At 68.9% G+C, this 18,571-nt stretch carries 16 protein-coding genes; 6 read left to right on the top strand and 10 right to left on the bottom strand.

The window, feature by feature from the left end:
• Nucleotides 1-113: 113 nt before the first annotated feature.
• Nucleotides 114-1,838: an ABC transporter family substrate-binding protein gene (locus D471_RS0116855; protein WP_017599709.1), complete on the top strand. Its 1,725-nt coding sequence runs from the start codon at nucleotides 114-116 to the stop codon at nucleotides 1,836-1,838.
• 192 nt (nucleotides 1,839-2,030) lie between these two features.
• A complete protein-coding gene (locus tag D471_RS0116850; RefSeq protein ID WP_017599708.1) occupies nucleotides 2,031-3,101 on the top strand; it encodes a pectate lyase family protein in 1,071 nt (356 codons plus the stop codon).
• On the opposite strand, the gene D471_RS0116845 is transcribed toward D471_RS0116850, so the two are convergent.
• The 8 genes from D471_RS0116845 to D471_RS34780 all read right to left on the bottom strand — a co-directional run bounded on the left by D471_RS0116845 (nucleotide 3,094) and on the right by D471_RS34780 (nucleotide 12,031).
• Entirely contained in the window at nucleotides 3,094-4,020 is a 927-nt protein-coding gene (locus D471_RS0116845; RefSeq protein ID WP_083924241.1) for a hypothetical protein, read from the bottom strand. The two genes, D471_RS0116850 and D471_RS0116845, sit on opposite strands and share 8 nt — an antisense overlap.
• Nucleotides 4,021-4,491: 471 nt before the next feature.
• Nucleotides 4,492-5,364 (bottom strand): hypothetical protein, encoded by an 873-nt coding sequence (locus D471_RS0116840; RefSeq protein WP_017599706.1) that lies wholly within the window; start codon nucleotides 5,362-5,364, stop codon nucleotides 4,492-4,494.
• Between the two features lie 67 nt (nucleotides 5,365-5,431).
• Complete coding sequence (locus D471_RS0116835) at nucleotides 5,432-6,529, bottom strand: pilus assembly protein TadG-related protein (protein ID WP_017599705.1); 1,098 nt, start codon at nucleotides 6,527-6,529, stop codon at nucleotides 5,432-5,434.
• Nucleotides 6,530-6,761: 232 nt separating this feature from the next.
• Nucleotides 6,762-9,182, bottom strand: coding sequence for a glycosyltransferase family 4 protein (locus D471_RS0116830; RefSeq protein WP_017599704.1), 2,421 nt, complete (start codon nucleotides 9,180-9,182; stop codon nucleotides 6,762-6,764).
• A 230-nt stretch (nucleotides 9,183-9,412) separates the two neighbouring features.
• Complete coding sequence (locus D471_RS0116825; protein ID WP_338045342.1) at nucleotides 9,413-9,991, bottom strand: aggregation-promoting factor C-terminal-like domain-containing protein; 579 nt, start codon at nucleotides 9,989-9,991, stop codon at nucleotides 9,413-9,415.
• 148 nt (nucleotides 9,992-10,139) lie between these two features.
• Nucleotides 10,140-10,667, bottom strand: coding sequence for a hypothetical protein (locus D471_RS41840; protein ID WP_241479645.1), 528 nt, complete (start codon nucleotides 10,665-10,667; stop codon nucleotides 10,140-10,142).
• An 11-nt stretch (nucleotides 10,668-10,678) separates the two neighbouring features.
• Nucleotides 10,679-11,662 carry an OmpA family protein gene (locus tag D471_RS40865; protein ID WP_241479644.1) on the bottom strand — a complete coding sequence of 328 codons (984 nt, stop codon included), beginning with the start codon at nucleotides 11,660-11,662 and terminating at the stop codon, nucleotides 10,679-10,681.
• A gap of 117 nt (nucleotides 11,663-11,779) precedes the next feature.
• Complete coding sequence (locus D471_RS34780) at nucleotides 11,780-12,031, bottom strand: Flp family type IVb pilin (protein WP_017599700.1); 252 nt, start codon at nucleotides 12,029-12,031, stop codon at nucleotides 11,780-11,782.
• Nucleotides 12,032-12,501: 470 nt separating this feature from the next.
• On the opposite strand from D471_RS34780, the gene D471_RS0116805 reads away from it, so the two are divergent.
• The gene (locus tag D471_RS0116805) at nucleotides 12,502-13,632 is read left to right on the top strand and encodes a TIGR04222 domain-containing membrane protein (protein WP_017599699.1); all 1,131 of its coding nucleotides are present in this window, start codon (nucleotides 12,502-12,504) and stop codon (nucleotides 13,630-13,632) included.
• 59 nt (nucleotides 13,633-13,691) lie between these two features.
• Here the strand turns inward: D471_RS0116805 and D471_RS0116800 are convergent, their stop codons facing one another.
• Complete coding sequence (locus tag D471_RS0116800; protein ID WP_017599698.1) at nucleotides 13,692-14,705, bottom strand: LLM class flavin-dependent oxidoreductase; 1,014 nt, start codon at nucleotides 14,703-14,705, stop codon at nucleotides 13,692-13,694.
• Nucleotides 14,706-14,894: 189 nt separating this feature from the next.
• Here D471_RS0116800 and D471_RS0116795 point away from each other — a divergent pair, with 189 nt between their 5' ends.
• Both D471_RS0116795 and D471_RS37690 read left to right on the top strand, forming a co-directional pair.
• Complete coding sequence (locus tag D471_RS0116795; protein ID WP_017599697.1) at nucleotides 14,895-15,245, top strand: ArsR/SmtB family transcription factor; 351 nt, start codon at nucleotides 14,895-14,897, stop codon at nucleotides 15,243-15,245.
• 349 nt (nucleotides 15,246-15,594) lie between these two features.
• Nucleotides 15,595-16,263 carry an RAD23 family protein gene (locus tag D471_RS37690; protein WP_152486339.1) on the top strand — a complete coding sequence of 223 codons (669 nt, stop codon included), beginning with the start codon at nucleotides 15,595-15,597 and terminating at the stop codon, nucleotides 16,261-16,263.
• On the opposite strand, the gene D471_RS37685 is transcribed toward D471_RS37690, so the two are convergent.
• The gene (locus D471_RS37685) at nucleotides 16,248-16,982 is read right to left on the bottom strand and encodes a toxin-antitoxin system YwqK family antitoxin (protein WP_017599695.1); all 735 of its coding nucleotides are present in this window, start codon (nucleotides 16,980-16,982) and stop codon (nucleotides 16,248-16,250) included. The two genes, D471_RS37690 and D471_RS37685, sit on opposite strands and share 16 nt — an antisense overlap.
• A 451-nt stretch (nucleotides 16,983-17,433) precedes the next feature.
• Here D471_RS37685 and D471_RS0116775 point away from each other — a divergent pair.
• Nucleotides 17,434-18,571: sodium/glutamate symporter (locus tag D471_RS0116775; RefSeq protein ID WP_017599694.1), on the top strand; the 1,138-nt coding region annotated here is incomplete at its 3' end.

Genomic DNA, 18,571 nt, shown 5'->3' with positions numbered 1-18,571 from the left:
GGCGCCCCCTGCCACTTCGCGGAGGGACGGCAGGCCGTCTGACGGCGGTTCGACACGGCACGGCCAGCGCCGCCCCGCGCGCTGGTCATCTCACCCCTGAGAGGAAGATCCCCATGCGAATCGGGAAGGTGCGCTACCTCGCCCCCGTCGCCGCTCTGGCGCTGGTCGCCAGCGCGTGCGGCGGTGGCGGCGAGGAGAACGACCCCGAGCAGGCCCAGGAGGAACTGGCGGCACTGCCCGCCCAGGACCTCAACCCCGCTCCCCGTGAGGACCTCAAGGACGGCGGCGACTTCGTCTGGGCCCTCACCAACTACGACGAGCAGCACAACATGGCGCACACCCAGGGCAACATGGCCAACGTGCGCCGTGTCGCCGGTGCCGTCATGCCGCGCGCGTTCCGCTGGGACGCCGAGGGTCTGCCCCAGCCCATCACCGACTACGTCCTGGACGCCCAGGTCAGCGACGACGGCCTGGAGGTCGTCTACGAGCTGAACCCGGACGCCGTGTGGTCCGACGGCGAGCCGATCACCTCGGCCGACTACGAGGCCCAGTACCTCACCTGGTCGGGTCAGCGCGACGGCGACTTCGAGCTCGGCGGCACCACCGGCTACGAGCTGGTCGAGGAGTTCGTCGAGGGCGACGACGAGTACTCCTTCACCCTCGTCTACTCCGAGCCCTACGCCGAGTGGCCCTCCCTGTTCTCCCCGCTCTACCCGGCGGAGTACATGGAGGACGAGGAGCTCTTCGAGGAGGGCTACTTCAAGGACTACCCGGTCACCGCTGGCCCGTTCGGCGACGTGGAGTTCGACGACACCACCGAGCGCATCACCGTGAACCGGAACGACGACTGGTGGGGCGAGCCCGCCAAGCTCGACCGGATCATCTTCGACGCCATGGCCATCGACGGTCAGCCGACCGCGTTCGACAACGATGAGATCGACGGGTTCTACCTCGGCTACGACGCCGCCGGGTACCAGCTGCTCCAGGACCGCGAGGGCAACGGCGCCTACTTCACCCGCGCCGTCAACCACGGTCACCGCTTCGTCTCGGTGAACGCCGGCAGCCCGGAGCTGGAGGACGTTCGCGTCCGTCAGGCCCTGGCCCTGGGGATCAACACCGACACGCTCGCCGAGGCCGCGCTCGGCCCGATCGAGTGGCCGATCACCGGCCAGGTCAACCGCCTGCTCCGCTCCACGCAGTACGGCTTCGAGGACAACAGCGGAGAGCTCGGCGGATACGACACCGAGCGTGCCGCCGAGCTGCTCGACGAGGCCGGGTGGACCCTGGAGGAGGGCGCGGAGTTCCGGACCAACGAGGACGGCGACACCCTGACGCTGACCTGGGTGGCCTCCGACGACTTCACCCTGGCCCAGAACGAGGCCGACATCGGCCGCGAGATGCTCGCCGAGATCGGTGTCGAGGTCGACGTCCAGCAGGTGCCGGGCAACGCCCTGTTCTCCGAGTACGTCATCCCCGGCAACTACGAGCTCGCCACCTTCGTCTTCGTCGGTTCCAACCCCTACCCCGGTGACGCCGCGGGCAACTACGGCGGCCCGGTGAGCGGCGAGGGCGAGGACGCGGAGTGGGGCAACAACCTCAGCTTCCACTCCACGGAGGAGATCAACGACCTGTTCAGCCAGCTCCAGGGCGAGACCGACCCGGACCGTTATGCCGAGATCGCCAACGAGATCGACGCCGCGGTGTGGGAGGAGGTCCTGACCATTCCCATGTTCGAGCGTCCCGGTCTCTGGGTCATGGACGAGAACCTGCGTAACTGGGGCGAGTACGGCGTGGCCTCCGACTACGTCTACGAGGACATCGGTTGGCTCGCCGAGTAGGGGCGTGACCGCCGCGACACGGTGAACACCCGGGCGCCGGCCTCCGCGAGGGGGCCGGCGCCCGCAGCTGTCCCCGGTGCCGATCTGCGGGTTCACGTGTCAAGGGGACCTCGGGTTGGGACTCGGAGGCGGGCTGTGACAGTCTCTTGACGTCCGAGAGACCCCCCGGTTCCGTTCGTTGGAAAGCCCTCGATGAGACTTCACCCCTTCGCCGCCGCGTGTGCGGCGGCGCTGCTGTGCTCCGCGCTCGCCTCCTGCACGAGCGGTGGAGAACCCGCCCAGGACACGGCCGGAGCACCGGTCGGAGCGGCCGCCGAGCCGACCGCGGGCGAGTCCGGGTCCGACGCCCCGGGGTCCGACGAGGCGGACGAGTCCAGTTCCCCGGAGGAGGCCGAGGAGGAGGAACCGGTCCGTGTGCCCGTGGGGTGGGCCGCAGAGTCCCTGGAGGCGGACGGGGACGAGCTGCCGGGAGTGACGGGAGGCGCCGACGGGGAGACCGTCACCGCCTCCGACGCCGACGAGCTGGCCGACCTGCTCGCCGAGGAGGAGCCCCTGACCATCGAGGTGAGCGGGCAGATCGACCTCGACGGCGCGATGGCGGTCGGTTCGGACAAGACCCTCGTGGGCGTCGACGGCGGCGCCGAGTTCACGGGTGGACGACTGGTGGTCGACGGGTCCGACAACGTCGTCCTGACCAACCTGCGGGTGGAGAGCGGTGGTACGGCCGTCGCGATCCGGGGCGGAGCGCGTCACGTGTGGGTGGACGGCTCCACGTTCGTCGGTGGCGGGGGTTCGGCCCTGGTGGCGGTCAGCGGCGGGGCCGACCACGTGACCCTGTCCTGGAACCACTTCCGGGACGCGGAGGCGGCGGTGGACATCGGTGGCGAGGACGAGGAACCCGGGACGCTGCGTGTGACGCTCCACCACAACTTCTTCGACGGGACCTCCGCCCGCAACCCGCGTGTCCGCGACGCCGAACACGTCCACGTGTTCAACAACTACTTCCGGTCCAACAGCGAGTACGGCGTCGACTCCGGCCTTGACGCCAACGTCCTGGTGGAGGGCAACTACTTCCAGGGCACGGCCCTGTCGGCCGCCAGCGGGGGAGAGGAACCCGGCAACCTGGTCACCCGGAACAACCTGCTCGTGGATTCGGCGCAGCCCGAGTTGCGCGGTGAGGTCCCCGACCCTCCCTACGACTACGAACCGGACGACACCGTGACCGTTCCCGACCTGGTCAGCATGGGTGCTGGTGTCAGCTGAACGAGTGGTACTCGTGGGTCTCGCCGATTCCGTCCGCCGACCGTAGGACGAGTCTTCGCGGGTACCCCTCCTCGTCGATCCACAGTTCGAACTCGGTGCCCTCCACGGCGGTGAGGGTGTTGCTGCCCGTGGCGGTGTCATAGCCGCCCCGTAGGGAGGTGAAGGTGCCGGTGTAGAGGTAGGTGTCGTGCGTGATGCTCTGCCCCGACGACTCGAGCTCCACCTTCTCCCCGCCGGCGAACACGAGGTCGGTGGAGGTGGCCAGGATCTCCTCCAGGTGGACCGAGACGAACGCGTCGGAGCACAGGTAGCGGTCGGCCTCGTCGGGCGGGTCCAGGACGACCAGCCCGGGCACTCCGACGTCGGCCGTCATCAGCAGCTGTCCGGCGCCCATCTGGTAGCGCTCCACCTCCGCTCCCGTGACGGTCCGGAAGACGTGTTCGAACTTCGGGTTCCGCCTGGCGTCGTAGACCACCCGTCCCGCACCCAGAACGTCCTCCGGCGCGGCGTCGGGAGGCGGCGTGGGGGCCGTGTCGCCGCCCCGCTCCTCCTGGCCCTCCCCCGGCGAGCCGGGGCGCTCGCCGGAACCGTCGATCTCGTACACGGAGAAGGTGATCCGGAACGCGCTGGCACCGTCCACGATGTCGGTGGCCACACCGATGAAGGCGCGGGCGTCATCGGGGGCCACGCTGTTGGCTGACGGCTTTGGAACGACGGTGACGGGACCGGGGCCGTCGGCGAGGTCTCGGGGTTGGGAACCGTCCACCACGGTGAGCTTGGTGACCACCCAGCCGGTCGCGACCACCGCGAGGCAGACCAGGACCACGGCCAGGGACACCCACCAGTCGGGGTGCGTTCCGACGGGGGCCTGGTCCTGCTCCAGAACGTCCTCGGCGGGTGAGGTGTCCGGTATCGACATCGACACGGGCTCGGCCTCGTTTCTGCGGTTCGATGAACGGCCGGTGCGGCCGCGGGGGGTTGTTGCGGACCGTCGTCGCCTGACTCCGGGGTCGTGTGTGCATGGGGTGTGACGTGGTGACTCACTGTTCCGTTCGATGGTGGCACGGATAGGGGGACCCACCGCCGCCACGAATCGAAACGCCCAGTGACCGCGTGGTGCCCTCGGTAGGGGCCCTGGGACACCGAAGATACGGGTCCGCGCACGTTCTCGTGGCGTTTCCGTGCACGTACCCGGCTCCGATCCGTTCCGTGACCGGGCGGGTGGTCGCTCTTGGTGTCCGAGTTCTGGCCGATTGTGGCCGGGGGTCGGGTGGGGCTTTCGGGCATTCCTCGCGAAGGGTTCATGCCTGACCGCGAGGGGCGGTACCTGTGCGGCTGCGGCCGAACGGGGGAGCCCGGTGCCGGGTGCGCGGGGTGCCGGTCCACCGGATCAACCTCCCCTGAACGGGTGTGGGCTCCCTCGGCCGCACCGACGGATCGCTCGTTCCACGTTCCGCCTCTGCTCTTCCGTGCAACGCCAGCCACGCGCGGTGAGTTCACCCGCGATCCGGGCGAGCAGCCGGTCCGGGCGTCGGCGGAGGTCGTGGGGGCTGATCGAGAGCACACTCCAGCCCTCGTCGCGCATGACCGCGTACCGCCACTCGTCCCTGATCAGGGCTCCGCGGCCGGAGTGGTGCTCCGCGCTGTCGTACTCCAGCGCCACGCGGAACTCGGGCCAGCCCAGGTTGGCGTGGAGCGTCCCCTCGACCGTGGGTACCGGGCACTGGGGGGTGGCGGTGGGCAGGTGGGCGAGGGACAGGAGGACCCTGAGGTGGGACTCGGCGGGGGACTGGCTGTGCTCCGAGGCCAGCCGTAGGGCCGACGACAGGCGTTGGAACCGCTCCCGGGGGCCTGCTCCGCACACGGCCCGGCTCAGCTGAGCCCGGCTGACCAGACCGCGTGCGAGGAAGGAGTCCAGTCGTGCCGTGGCCGCGAAAAGGGAGGGCGCCCGGGCGGCGACGTCGCAGGCGGTGCGTGTGGGAGTGGTGACCCGTACCGCCTCCACCAGAGTCCGGTCCGCGTCCGGGATCCGTTCCCGGTGCGCGGTCACGGCCTGGCGACAGACCCCCCTCACCCCGGTCGGGACGGCCACGTGGAGACGGGTCCTGGTGACCCGGGTGCCCCACGGGTAGGCGTTGATCCCCCAGACGTAGGCGGCGGTGACGTCACAGGTGACCGCGTCGGCGGAGATCAGTGCGAGGACGGGGCGGAGGGTGCGCAGCAGGAGGGAACGGTCGGGGACGGGGTCATCACTGTCGGTCATACATCCAGGTTCGGCGGTGTGGCCGCGCACCACAAGAGCCGGTCCGAACCTGTGGACGAGGCGAGCGTCAGAGCATGCGGCCGGGGCCCGCGGCCAGGTGGATGTGGTCGACGTGGTCCTGGGTGTTGTTCCCCGTGTCCTGGTGGAAGCGCCTGACCTGCTCCCACGGGCCCACGGGGTCCCGGGCGGCGTTCCAGATGTGGTGGTCGTAGATGAGGCCCTTGACCCCGAGCTGCTGGGCGTTCTGGATCACCCAGTTGATCACGGTCAGGGCCGTGGCGTGCATCTCGGCGGTGGGCCGGCCGCCGAGCCCGGCCATCATGTAGTCGACCGCCATCCCCTGGCCGTGGTCGCTGCCGGGTTCGTAGCGCCATCCCCCGGCCGTCAGGTAGAAGCCGCCGAACTCCTCCTGCAGTGTCTGGTGCACCGAGCACATGGTGGGGTCCAGTTCTCCGAGCGAGGGACAGTCCACGATGGTGCCTCCTGCGTAGGTGAGGGTGGGGTCGAACCGGTACCGCCCCTCCTGATCGATGAGATGCACGTCGATCAGTGCCCGGGCCGCGTCGAGGTCGTCGAGGTCGTTCTCCCCGCACGAGACGCGGCCGTCACCCCGCGAGCACTCGTAGGGCGGCTCGACGATGGCGATGGCGGAGGCGTTGCCGACGGTCGTGTCGGTCTCCTCCTCCGACCCGTCGCACACCACGTCGTTCCACGCTCGTGAAGCGTCCTCCTCCAGCTCCCGCTGGCAGATGGCGCCGCGCACCTCCACCCGGATGATGTTGCCGCTACGCCCCATGGAGTTGTCGCTCGCCCGGATATCCGTGAGCACCGCCCCGTTGGCACGCGCGTACTCGTCGGCGCGCGCCTGGGCGACCTCCTCGTCGAACCACGGCAGGGGGTACTCCCCGGCCAGGAGCTCCTCGGCGGCTTTGTCCTGGAGGGCGCTGGCCGCCGCGAGCGCCGCCGCGTCCGCCGCGGTCTGTGTCTGGGACCGTGAGTCGTTGGCGGCGCCGACCCGCACGAAGAGCACGGTGAGGGCGAGCAGGGCGAGTGTGAGACCGAAGATGAGCAGGATGTTGGCCTGACCGTGGTCGTCACGGCCCTGGAGGTGGCGGTGGGGGCGCGCGGAGGGCGTCGCGCGTGGGGAGGTCCGTCGCAGTCCCATGACTGACTTCCGTGGGGGAGGGGTCCCGCCCCGCGGACGCGGGGAGACCGGGGCGGTTCGGTCGTGGAGGGGCCTCGGGGGTCGGCCGTCCTCCCGCGTAGCTTATCCACCCCTGTCCGTGATCGGTAGGCCTTGTGGACGAAGGGGCGGCCACGGGTCCGGTCACCGCACGATCCGCCCACCGGGCCGTGCGGGCCCCTTCCCCGAGGCCTTCCGAAGTCTTCTGGAACGGTCAGCGCAGGTGGCGGTTGACCGCCTCCACCATGTGCACGTCGGCCACGGTGACCTGGAGGTCCCCGCCGCCCTGCGGCCCCACGGTCACCGACCGGACGAACGGCCCGCGGCTCCACCTGCGGATGGTCCGCTGAGGAACCGACCGCGCGCCCACCCGTCCCAGCGCCCCCTCCGGGCCCATCAGCAACCGCAACTGCCACACGGCCTTGAGTATCGAGGTGGCACCGTACTCGGATCGGTTCAGCAGCGGCAGCGTTCCTACCAGGCGCCCCCCGGACGACGTGGTCACCTCATGCAGCGGGAACCGCTGTCCCGCGCCGCTGCCCCGCACCACCTCCACCGCGCACTCCATGCCCTCCGGCGGAGCCGTGTCCAGGCGGACGTCGAACCGGAGCCGGTCCCGGTGGCGACCCACGGCGTGGACCCGGACCTCGTCCACGCCCAACGTCGGCGCCGCGGGCGCCGTCCTCAGTCCCAGACGGTCGTTGACCGTGTAGTAGGGCCGTACCCGCGAGCCGTACCCTCGGCGCGCCGTCACGTGGTGCGCGGGGTATTCGATGATCCTCCGGTAACCCGCCACCCCGGAGAGGTGGCGCCCCACCGTGCACTCCGACCCGTCGGACGACACCAGGCGCAGCTCCCACTTCTCCGACTCGCCGTGCCGGCCCCGCACCACGGCCTCCGGATCGATGACCCCCGTGAACCGTCCGCTGGCCGCCACGGGCGCGGAGAACTCCCGCACGATCCTGGGCGCCGTGCGGTTGCGCACCGCGAGCCGGGCCCGTGCGTCCGCCCTCGTGTGCCCCAGAACCCTCCCCTGAACGGTGATCAGTCCGTCGGCGACCTCCACGTGCTCCACCTCGGCGTGCCGCCGCGAGCGTCGCACGTGGAGGACGAGCCGCCCCCTGGACGAGCGGGCCGGGAGGACGAGCGAGAGGTTCTCCACGTGGTCGGCGGACAGAGGGTAGCCCTCCTGGCGGATCTCCACGTCCAGGATCGGCGCCTCCCCGCCCCCGTCCACACGCAGGACGTCCCACGTGCACGTCGACAGGCGTTCGGCCTCCGGGTCCACCACCACCTTCCCGTCCTCGTCGGGCGCCAGTGTCACGCGCTCGCGGTCCCGCACCAGCACGAGCTGCTCCGGCGGGTGCGCGAACGACAGCACCGCCGCCCCGTCCGACGCGCGGGCGCGTACGCGGCACGGGGCGGGGGGTTCGGGACGGGCCGCGGGCACGAGTGAGGCGGCGGACAGCCGCTCCCCGGTCAGCCGCGCGAACAGGCGCTCGTGTTCGCGCACCACGTTGGCCGGGTCGAAACGGGCGGAGTCGGCCAACGCCGCCCGGGACATCCGGTGCCGCAGACCGTCGTCGGCCATGAGCTCCTCCAGGCCGTGCGCGATGCCCTGTACGGACCTGTTCGGCACCAGGATCCCGTCCTCCCCGTCGCGGATGATGGCCGCGGGGCCGTGCGGGCAGTCGGTGCTCACCACCGGCAGACCCGACCGCATCGCCTCCACGATCGTCATCCCGAAGGGCTCCTCGCTGGAGGTCACCGCCGCGAACGCCCCCTGGGCCCACGCCTCCTCGACCCTCGGGTGAGGACCCATCAGCCACACCCGGTCCTGCAAGCCCAAAGAACCCACCAGACGGACCAGAGTGTCACGCAGACCGCCCCGACCGTAGATGCGCAGCGTCCAGCTCGGGAAGTCGTCGCACACCATCGAGAAGGCCTGTACGAGCAGGTCGTGCCGTTTGCTGGGGGCCAGGCGGCCCGCGGCGACGATCGTGCGCGAGTCGTGGCCGTTGGTGGTGAAGGGCGGGGCGGGCACGGCGTTCGGGATGGACAGGACCTCGACCCCGGGAAGCGGCATGCGGTCGGCGTAGGTCCGCGCGTCCGCCTCGGTCACCGTGACGAACGCGTCCAGGTGCGGGTACTCCAGCTCCATGACCCTGCGCAGGGGGAGGGAGTGCTGGTCGTAGGTGAGGTGCTCCTGACCGACCTTGACCACGCGGGAGGGTGCCGCGCGGGCGATCGCGATGTTCAGGCCGGGGCGGGTGCCCACGACCACATCGGCGTCGGTGGTGGCGAGGTATTCCTCGATCCGGTCGTCGGTCAACCGGCTGTGCGTGGACCCGCGGGCGTCCTCCGGGGGGAACAGCAGCGGCGGCAGCCCGGCCCGTTCCGATCCCTCGTACAGCGGACGTCCACCGATCCCGGTGGTCCCGGAGTGCTGACGGACGTCGACCAGCGGCCGTAGGCGCACCTGTGCGGGGACGGGCAGGACGGGTTCGGCGCGGTGCCGGAACACCGAGACGATCTCGACCTCGTGCCGTGCGGACAACGCCGCCGCCTGGTTGGCCACCGTGCGGACCGTGCCACCGATGCCGTACATGTCGTTGATCAGATAGGCGATCTTCACCGCTTCCCCCGAGATCTCCCTGACCAGTGGGCTACCAGAGGATCAGATTATGGGGGTATTTGTTGTGAAATAAGTGATATCAGAGGAAATTGAGAAAGGTTTGCCCGGCCCTGTGGCCCCTTTGCGGCCCATTCACGCCGCCCTCAACAAAGCGGCGGAAAAGAGTGACATGGGACACACCAGGTTTGGCGGTCGGCGTGGCGAAGGAACGGGTGAGACGGGAACCGGGGTCAGTACGAGCGGGTGCCCTGCCACTGGCTCCAGGCCGCGCAGGGGGCTCCGTAGGTGTCGGCGATGTACCCGACGCCCCACGTGATCTGGGCGGACGCGCTCTCGGTGAAGCCGGACGGCATCGCACCGTGCTCGCCGCCGCGGAAGCCGGGGATGCCGACCGCGCCGGTCTCGGAGTCGATGAGGGTGTGGTCCCAACCGGAGATGTTGGACCACAGGCTGTCCAGGCACTCCCACTCCTGGTCGGTCCAACCGCGGTCACGGGCCTGGCTCATCCCGATCGCCTGGTTGTCGGAGGTGTTGGGGGAGTCGCCCTTCCACTCGTAGGTGTCCGGTTCCTCGGGACGGTCGGCCTCCACCCAGGTCTCGTCCCCGCAGTCGGGCCCCTCGACGAGGCACACCATCTGCCGTACACCCTCGTTGAACGTCCTGCTCAGCTCCAGCTGGTAGACGGCGAGCATGACCGCCGCGACGAGCAGGGTGACGGCCGTGACCTCCGTGAACGCGGCTCCCCCGTCACCGTCCGGTCCGCGTGGGGGGCGTGCCCAACCGACGGCGGTCCGGAGAAGGTTTCGCACACGCGGCGGACCGTTGCGGTCGCCGGACCGCCTGGGCGGACCGGTGGGGGAGGGACGTCGGGTGTCCCCGAGAGAGGGGTCGTGGGGGGTGGGCAACGCCGCCTCCAGTCGTGGGATGGGAGCCGGAAGGGGAGGGAAGGGGGAGGGGTCAGGATATGGGGACGTCCTCGATCGGATCGAAGCCGGGGATTTCGACCGTCACACTCTCGACGTCAGAAGGAACGGAGAAGAGCGACCAGTAGGCGACCTGTTCGTTGGGGGGGATCTGACGTTTGAAATCGTGGGCGGTATCGCCCGAACACACACAGGAGCCCGCACCGTCCATCACTGGGTGAAATCTGCTGGATTCGTCCGTGGTCACAACGGTTACGCCCGAAAAGTAGGGTCCGGTATACGTGTAGGATCGGTCTGCAATCCAGGTGATGGAGACGCTCTGGCTCGCGGGGTTCTCGATGCTCCATACTACGGATAGTAGATTTTCGGACTCGTTTCTGTTCGCCTGGTGCACGTGGGCGTTAAGCCCGTTCGATCGGGGCCAGTTTCCGTACGCGCTTCCGAGTGAATCAAGGTTCGTTTTCAAGGGAGGTGTTGATGAGGCACCCGTGCTCCCCGGTGTGTTGGTGAGGAGAAGTGCTGTGAGAGTTGCAAGGTAGATTCCACGAGCCGATTTCTTCATCGACTTCCCCTCTATTTTTCGAAGGTGATGCTGACTCGGCGGTTTCGCTCTCTTCCCTCCTCGGTCGAGTTGTCCGCGATGGGATCCCTGGAGCCATGCCCATCGACCTCGTAGGAGACGCCGTCGCGCGTGACCATGTCAGAAAGAGTGGACTCCACGGTTTGTGCCCTCTCCAGTGACAGTCTTTCGTTCACGGAGTTACTTCCGGTGTTGTCCGCGTATCCGTCCACGCTCACCGAGGTGTCGGTGGAGTCATTAATCTCCTGTGCAACCTGTTCGAGGATTTCCCGGGCACCACCGCTGAGGTCAGAACTATTCGTCTCGAAGAGAACGTCCGAGGATAGGAGTATGCTAACCTCTTCATTGCTTTCCGTGCGGCCGGTTTGGTTCTCGAGGTCATCGGAAATCATGGTGAGATCCAAAATCACCGGGTCGGCGAGACCTTGGTTCACGAGCGATTCCGACGCTTCACTGATCGGAACGTCGAACATCGGCGGTGCCAGCGGTGTGGTGACCGTCATGCTCTCGATGCTGTCAGGGGGTGCTGGGAACGCGACCCACAGAGCTTCGCTCGTTCCCCCCGAGACATGACTGCTCAGGGGCTGGCAGAGGCAGGAGCCGTTGCTCTGATCATAGCTGAGATAGCGCTGCTGGTTTTCGGAGTCGATGAGAGTTGCTGCGCTGGCAGTGTACTGATCCCCGGGCTCTGCCAGGCCGTCTCGGAGTTGTACGGTTTCGCTTGAATTGTTGACAATGTTGAGGCGGAGTCTCAGTATGTCGTTCTCGAGTCTTTCTAGGGCCATGACGTCAATTTGAAGATCATTTCCCAGCCAAGTCGATGTCGTTACACTGCTCGCTAGAGCATCAGCTTCTTCCGTGTCTTCCTGGGGTGTATTTCTTGGGGTTGGGGATTCTGTATCCTGTGTATTCTGTTCGGATGATGTGTTCCCATCAGAGGTGACGACGCAGCCTGAAGCGAGGAACGCGAACAGCACGGCCGATGCCCCTGTCCTGAGTGGACTTGGGGCGCTTGCCTGCGGGACTGGATGTGGATGAGAAGTCAAGACCTTCCCACCTTTTCTGATGGTTTGTAGGTAGGTGGCTGTGGTTTCTCAGTTTTCGGTGGGAGTCGTAGGAGCTGGGGCGCCTGGTTGCTGCGGTCCGTTCAGAACATTGTCGACCGCACTTCCGATGGCCCCGGTGATGTTCTCGATCAACCCCAGCTGATAGATCGCCGTCGCGATCGCCGCGACGAGGATGACGATGGCGGCGTACTCGACCATTCCGGCCCCCCTGTCATCCCTCCGGGGGGAAGGGACGGCGCGTGTGCTCAGGAAAACCCAGAGCTTGGTCAGGCTGCTCATGGAGGTGGCTCCTTGGGGGAGAGGGTCTTGTGCACCACGTCAGCGTGGTCTCTTGTGGCGGAACGACGACTCACGCGGGACCGCCCGGGGTTCGCGTGTGGGGGACGCACACCCGCCGGGTCCCACTATCCGATACATGACCGGGCCAGGGCGCTCCGGGTGGCCGGATGTGGCCACACGCGTTCATGATTCCCCTGGTCGATCGGGAACACACACCGTCCACAGGCCTGGGTTCTGGCCCGGGTGAGCGCCGGTGCGCGCGAGGAGGCTCGATCACTGTCCTGCCATCCGGGGTCACGATGGGTGCTCAGCGGGTGACCATGATCGCACGCGATGTCCCCACGCGCCATGGGGCCGGGGTGAACATCCATGCCCACTAGGGCAGACGATCCGCCCATGGTGTTGGATGTCCTGGTCGGGTGGCCCCGTCCTCTCCAGACGGGCCGGTTCCGAGTGAGGAGGGTAGTGACGTGACCGATGATGCCGTGCTTTCCCTGACGGTGGCCGTGGCCGTCTGCGCTGGCTTGGTCGTCGGAGGTTTCCCCCTCGTGACCGTGCTCCGTGTCCGTGCCGCGATCAGGTCGGAGAGCAGGAGGAATCCGGGGTCCGGCACGCCTTCGAACCCGGACGATCTCACCCCCGACGAGCTCGGCTTCCTCCTCGGGGGCGCCATCCGGGCCGCGGAGGTGGCCGTCACGGACGCCTTCCTCAGCGGGCGTGTGCGTCAACAGTCGGCGGGTGGATTCTTCACCCTCGTCGGCCCCCAGCGGAACGACCCCAACGAGCGGGATCCGCTTCGGCGCGCCATCGTCGGGGCATTCCAGGACCGGGTGGGCGTCAGCGCGCGCGAGATGGTCCGTCGCGTGGTCATCGGTCGTGGCGTCGATCAACTTCGCAGGGGCCTCGCCCGACGCGGTCTCATCGTGGACTCTCCCGAGATCCGGGAACTCCTGGCGCGCAGGAAACAGAGGGCAGGTACCGCCAACGTGGTCATCGGCGTCGCCCTCACCCTCGCCATCATCCTTCTGCTCTTCGGATCCGCCACCACGCCGGGGTGGACCTGGTTGATCGCCATCGGCTGCATGGGCGCCGTCGGCGGCGCGATCGTCGTCCGACTGGTCCTCGCCGCGACCGGTGGGGTCAGCTCCTCGATCAGAACCCCGCACGGCGACAGCGTCGTGCGGGAGGCCGTCCGTCGGTACACGGCCTCAGGCGCGATGAGCCAGGACCGGGCGCTGCGCCACACCGCCGTCACCGGGTTCCGGTCCCTGCGCGCGAACACCTCCGCACCGGGTCGTGCCCCGATCAGGGCGACCGGGTCCTCGGCTGACCGCTCCTCCTCCGGTGACGGTGTCCCGGCCGGATACTCCTCCTCGGAGTCCTACGACCTCGGCAACCTGTGCTGGTTCGCGGAACTGTGTCAGGGGTCGTCGGGTTCAGCCGGAGGCTTCTCGGGCTCAGGGGACGGCTGGGGAGGCGGCCTCGCCACGGGAACCGGTAGTTCCAGTAGCGGCTCCAGCGGCGACGGCGGCGGCTGGTTCGGTGGTGGCGACGGCGGTGGAGGAGGAGGCGACGGCGGCGGTGGGGGTGGCGGTGAGTGACACCCCGCCCCGCGGGCCACGCCGATCGAGCCCTCACCGGCCGCGTGCCCTCGCACCGCTCAGGTCAGTTCCACGCCCGGCCCCTCCAGATCGAAGATGTCCGCCAGCGCCTCGTAGGACCGTAGCCGCGCCTTCCGGTCGTAGATCATCGTCGACACCATCAACTCGTCCACCCCGGTGCCGGCGATGAACCGCTCCAACCCCGCGCGCACCGTCTCCGGCGACCCCACGAACGAGTACCGCAGCGTCGCGTCCACGCGCTCCTTCTCGCCCGGTCGCCAGAGGGTGTCCAGGCTCTCCACCGGGGGCCGCAGCAGACCGCGGTCGCCCCGCACGATGCCGAGGAACTGCTGCTGCATCGACGTGAACAGCCGCCTGGCTTCGGCGTCGGTGTCGGCGACGACCACGTTCACCCCCGCCATCGCGTACGGTTCGCTCGCCTGCTCGGACGGGCGGAACTCCGTCCGGTAGGCCTTGAGCGCCTCGTACAGGGCTTCCGGCGCGAAGTGCGATGCGAACGCGTAGGGGAGGCCGAGTTGAGCGGCGAGCTGGGCGCCGAAGAGGCTGGAGCCCAGGATCCACAGCGGCACCCGCAGTCCCTCGCCCGGGACCGCGCGGACGGGCTGGCCCGGTTCGGCCGGTTCGAAGTAGGAACGCAGCTCCTGCACGTCGCTGGGGAAGGTTGAGGAGGCGCTCCGGTCGCGCCGTAGGGCGCGCATCGTGCGGGGGTCGGTGCCGGGCGCCCGGCCCAGGCCGAGGTCGATCCGTCCGGGGTAGAGGGACTCCAGCGTCCCGAACTGCTCGGCGATCACCAACGGGGAGTGGTTGGGCAGCATGACCCCGCCCGCGCCGACCCGGATCGTGGACGTGCCCTCGGCGATGAATCCCAGCGCGACCGAGGTGGCCGCGCTGGCGATGGCGCGCATGTTGTGGTGCTCGGAGAGCCAGAAGCGCGTGTAGCCCCAGCTCTCCAAGTTTTGCGCGAGCTCCCGGGCGGAGCGGAGGGAGTCCCCGGGGTCGGAGCCCTCGATGATCGTGGCGTGGTCGAGCACGGACAGCGCGACTCTGGACATGGTGGCCCTCTTCCCCCAGCAAACGAACGGTTCCGGCGGTGGGCGCCCCCCGGCGGAAGCATGTGGTCCGGGTCGGGTGGGCGTGCACATTCGATGTTCGACGAATATCGAATATCGAAGCTACACTCATCACTGACCACGTTCCAAATCCCGTCCGGCCTGCGCCGGGCCCGTACGAGGAGGTGTGCCTTGTCCCCCAGGGAGCACACGCACCCCGCAGTCGAGGACGTGGAGTTGGTCGCGGTTCTCTCGGCGCTCGCGGAGCCGACACGTCTGCGGATCGTGCGGATGCTCGCGGCCATGGAGGGCGAGCGGGCGTGGAGGGACATCGACCTGCCGATCGCCCGGTCGACGCTGAGCCATCACCTGAAGATCCTGCGCAACGCCGGTCTCGTGCAGAACCGTACCGAGGGCACGCGGTGCTTCGTCTCGCTGCGGGGCGAGGAGCTGGAGGACCGCTTCCCGGGGCTGTTGGAGTGCGTCCTGGCCTGTCGCGATGCCGGTGCCGCCGACGCAGACGGGGCCGAGTGCGGTCTGTGACCCCGGTGGCCCCGACGGGTCCGGGTTCCTGGCAGGGGTGCGGTTGTTGAGCGTAGCCGGGGGTGTCGAGCGGGTTCCGGTCCCGCATGGGGCGCGGGTTCGCCAGGACAACGATTTCGGGGCGCGGGTTCTTCGTGTCGGGCTCTGTCCGCTCGTCACGTTCGCGCGGTGTGTGTGGCCTACACCGGCCAGGACCGAGCTTGATCCGTAACCGATTCGTCTCTCGTGGTAGTTTCACGGGGATTTGGGCGGTTGTGAGACGGGAGCGCCGTCGCTCCACCGGTTCCGTCCGTCTCCGCCGCCGCCCACGTGACACGTGAACATCTTCCACCCCCCGAAGGACGTGAACGTGAGCCTCGCCAGAACCCTCGCGCCCCGGTTGGCCACGCTGGTCGCAGTGGCCGTCGCGGCTTCGCTGCTGGCCGTCACCCCCGCTGAGGCACGGACACCCGCCACCGCACCGGTCGCCACACCGGACTCCGCAGCGCCGACGGCCACCGCCCCGGACATCCGTCCCACAGTGACCCCGCCACTGGCGGCCCCCGCCGCGGACGAGTCCGCCGACGCCCTCGACGGCGTGGACCTGTCCTCTCCGGACGTGTCCGTGCGGGAGGTCGAGATCCTCGTCACCAACGACAGCGAGGTCCTGGAGGTGGGCGAGGGCGGCGACGTCGAGAGCGTCGACGCCTACCTCGAGGAGACCTACGAAGGATCCGACCTCTCGACGGCGGACGTCGAGCGCCTCTACCTGACCCACGGCGTGCTCAGGATCATCACGGTCGCCTGCCGGAGCGCCCTGGTCGAGTACCAGAAGTCCAGCGGCTCCCGGATCACCGCCAAGTTCCAGGTCCAGTACTCCGACCTCAGCGTCGAACCGACCTCCTCACTGCGGGCCATCTCCGCGGGGCAGACCTCGAACCACACCTTCCGCCTCTACCGGGGGCTGCGCGTGCGCGGACTCATGCACGTCAGCTTCCAGGGCGTGTTCGCGACGCCCTTCGCCTACTGCTGGACCTGACACCCGCGCTCCCGGGCGTCCGTCGTCTGGGAGCCTTCGCCCTCCTCCCACCGCTCCCGTCGCACGAGGGCACCCGTGTCGTCGAACCCGTCCACCGCCGTGGGCCGTCCGTCGGCGCTCCACCGCCGCCACGTTCCGACCCGAACCCCTCCGCGCACGTGTTCCTCGGAGCGGATCAGGCCGTTCGGGTGCCAGGTGAACCGAGCGCCCTCCACGGTCCCGTCGACGTAACAGTCCAACGCGACGACCAGCCCCGGCGCGTTGGTCGTGAACGCCTCACCGGTGAAGGGGGCGCCTTCGAAGAGCAGCCTTTCCCGGCCTTCCTCCAGCGCGTCCGACGGCACCCTCACCACCCCGCTGGCGGGTTCGGTGGCGAAGGAGTCCCGCACGAGGGCGCCGCGTTCGTCCCACGCGCGACTCGTGGTCAGGTGGCCGACGTGGGTCCAGACCTCCTCCAGGGAGATCCGCCCGTTGGAGTGCCACTCCCGCCACAGGCCGACCACTCCCAGGTGGCGGTCGCACTGGCCCTGGGCGCGCGGGGTGCCGTCCGGATACCACTCCAACCACGGGCCGTGCTCGACGCCGTCAAGGTAGGCCACCGACTCCTCCAGACGGCCGTCCATGGTCCTGCTGACCGACACACCGGTGAAGGGCGCGCCTTCGTGGGTCACGGTGCCGTACGCGTCCACACGGGTCTCGTCCGAGGTGACTCTCCTCATGGGCGCTCCTCTCGCGACGGGTGGGCCCGGGGCGACGGGATCCGCCGTTCCCGCGCGTTGGCGGGCCACCCCGCGCGGCCGTCGCACACTGATCGCCCTTCGTATTATCGGGAGACCGGTGCGGACCGTGGGGCCGTTCCCCGAACCGACCCCGCTCCACCGCGTGAGACCGGACACAGCGCGTGTCTGGCCCGCGGCCTTCGGCGCACCCTCCCCACGAGCGGAGCCACGTGGTGACACGACTTCGGTGCCCGGTTCCTAAGTTCGACGATCTGTTCACTCTGTGCTGACCATGACGTCACGGCGTATAGGCTGCCCCGGGCGTTCGCCGTGACCATGTCACTTCGCCACGCGATCGTCGCCTCCCCGCGAGGCTCTGGGCCGCGGCCCGTCCCGCGCAGTCGCATCGAACACCCGCGCCCCGCGGTACGCGTAATCATGAGAGGTAGAGATGTCCCCTGACACCATTGGCCTCGCGCTCCTCCTGCTGGGGGTGTTGCTGCTGGTCTCGAAGCTCGTCCGGGTCAAGTGGAAGCTGACGCAGAGGCTCTATCTCCCTGGGGCGATCATCGGCGGCGGGATCGCTCTGCTTCTCGGACCGGACGTCTTCGGGCGGCTCATGGGGCTGCTCGCCGACCAGGGCGTGGCGGTCGGTTTCGCCGAGCGCGCCGCCGAGGGCGGGCTGTTCGGCACCGACGTGATGGCGGTGTGGTCATCCCTGCCCGGGCTGCTGATCTCCGTGGTCTTCGCCGGGCTCTTCCTGGGTAAGCGGATGCCCCGCCTGCGTGACGCCGCCAGGCTCGCCGGACCCAACCTCGCCTTCGGCGTCACCGTCGCCAGCGGCCAGTACGTCATCGGCCTCACGCTCGCGCTGCTGGTCCTCGTACCGTTCCTGGACGTGCCCGCGATCTCCGGCGCGCTCATCGAGATCGGTTTCCTCGGTGGGCACGGTACCGCCGCGGGCCTCGGCGGAACCTTCGCGGAGGTCGGCTGGGCCGAGGGACAGGACCTCGCCCTGGGCATGGCCACGGTCGGGCTCCTGTCCGGGATCATCGTCGGGATCATCCTCATCAACTGGGGAGCCCGGCGCGGTAAGACCACCGTGATCAGCTCCGACGCCAAGGGGACCGACAACGAGCAGGCCGGGCTGGTCGAACGGGACAAGCGTTCGGCGGGGTCGACGATGACGATTCACCCCTCCTCCATGGACCCCCTCACCCTGCACTTCGGCCTCGTCGCCCTCGCCGTGCTCATCGGTCAACTGCTGCTCATGGGACTCCAGGCACTGGAGCAGGCGCTGTGGGCGGATCACATCGAGATCATGGCCTACGTTCCGCTGTTCCCGATGGCGATGATCGGCGGCATCCTGCTCCAGCTCCTCATCGACCGGTTCGACCGCGACGAGGTCGTCGACCACAAAACGGTCGAGCGCATCCAGGGACTGTCCCTCGACATGCTCATCATCGCCGCCATGGCCACGCTGTCCCTGAGCGCCATCGCGGAGAACTTCGCCGCGTTCGCCACGCTCACGTTGGCCGGTCTGCTGTGGTGCCTGTTCGCGTTCCTGGTCCTGGCGCCCCGGATGATGC

It is taken from the genome of Nocardiopsis lucentensis DSM 44048 (assembly GCF_000341125.1).
GTDB lineage: Bacteria > Actinomycetota > Actinomycetes > Streptosporangiales > Streptosporangiaceae > Nocardiopsis > Nocardiopsis lucentensis.
This window is presented reverse-complemented; position numbering and strand designations above follow the sequence as displayed.

Coding starts and splice junctions, on each gene's coding strand:
- D471_RS0116855 (WP_017599709.1), top strand. CDS start 114: ATGCGAATCGGGAAGGTGCGCTACCTCGCCCCCGTCGCCGCTCTGGCG.
- D471_RS0116850 (WP_017599708.1), top strand. CDS start 2,031: ATGAGACTTCACCCCTTCGCCGCCGCGTGTGCGGCGGCGCTGCTGTGC.
- D471_RS0116845 (WP_083924241.1), bottom strand. CDS start 4,020: ATGTCGATACCGGACACCTCACCCGCCGAGGACGTTCTGGAGCAGGAC.
- D471_RS0116840 (WP_017599706.1), bottom strand. CDS start 5,364: ATGACCGACAGTGATGACCCCGTCCCCGACCGTTCCCTCCTGCTGCGC.
- D471_RS0116835 (WP_017599705.1), bottom strand. CDS start 6,529: ATGGGACTGCGACGGACCTCCCCACGCGCGACGCCCTCCGCGCGCCCC.
- D471_RS41840 (WP_241479645.1), bottom strand. CDS start 10,667: ATGAAGAAATCGGCTCGTGGAATCTACCTTGCAACTCTCACAGCACTT.
- D471_RS34780 (WP_017599700.1), bottom strand. CDS start 12,031: ATGAGCAGCCTGACCAAGCTCTGGGTTTTCCTGAGCACACGCGCCGTC.
- D471_RS0116800 (WP_017599698.1), bottom strand. CDS start 14,705: ATGTCCAGAGTCGCGCTGTCCGTGCTCGACCACGCCACGATCATCGAG.
- D471_RS37685 (WP_017599695.1), bottom strand. CDS start 16,982: ATGAGGAGAGTCACCTCGGACGAGACCCGTGTGGACGCGTACGGCACC.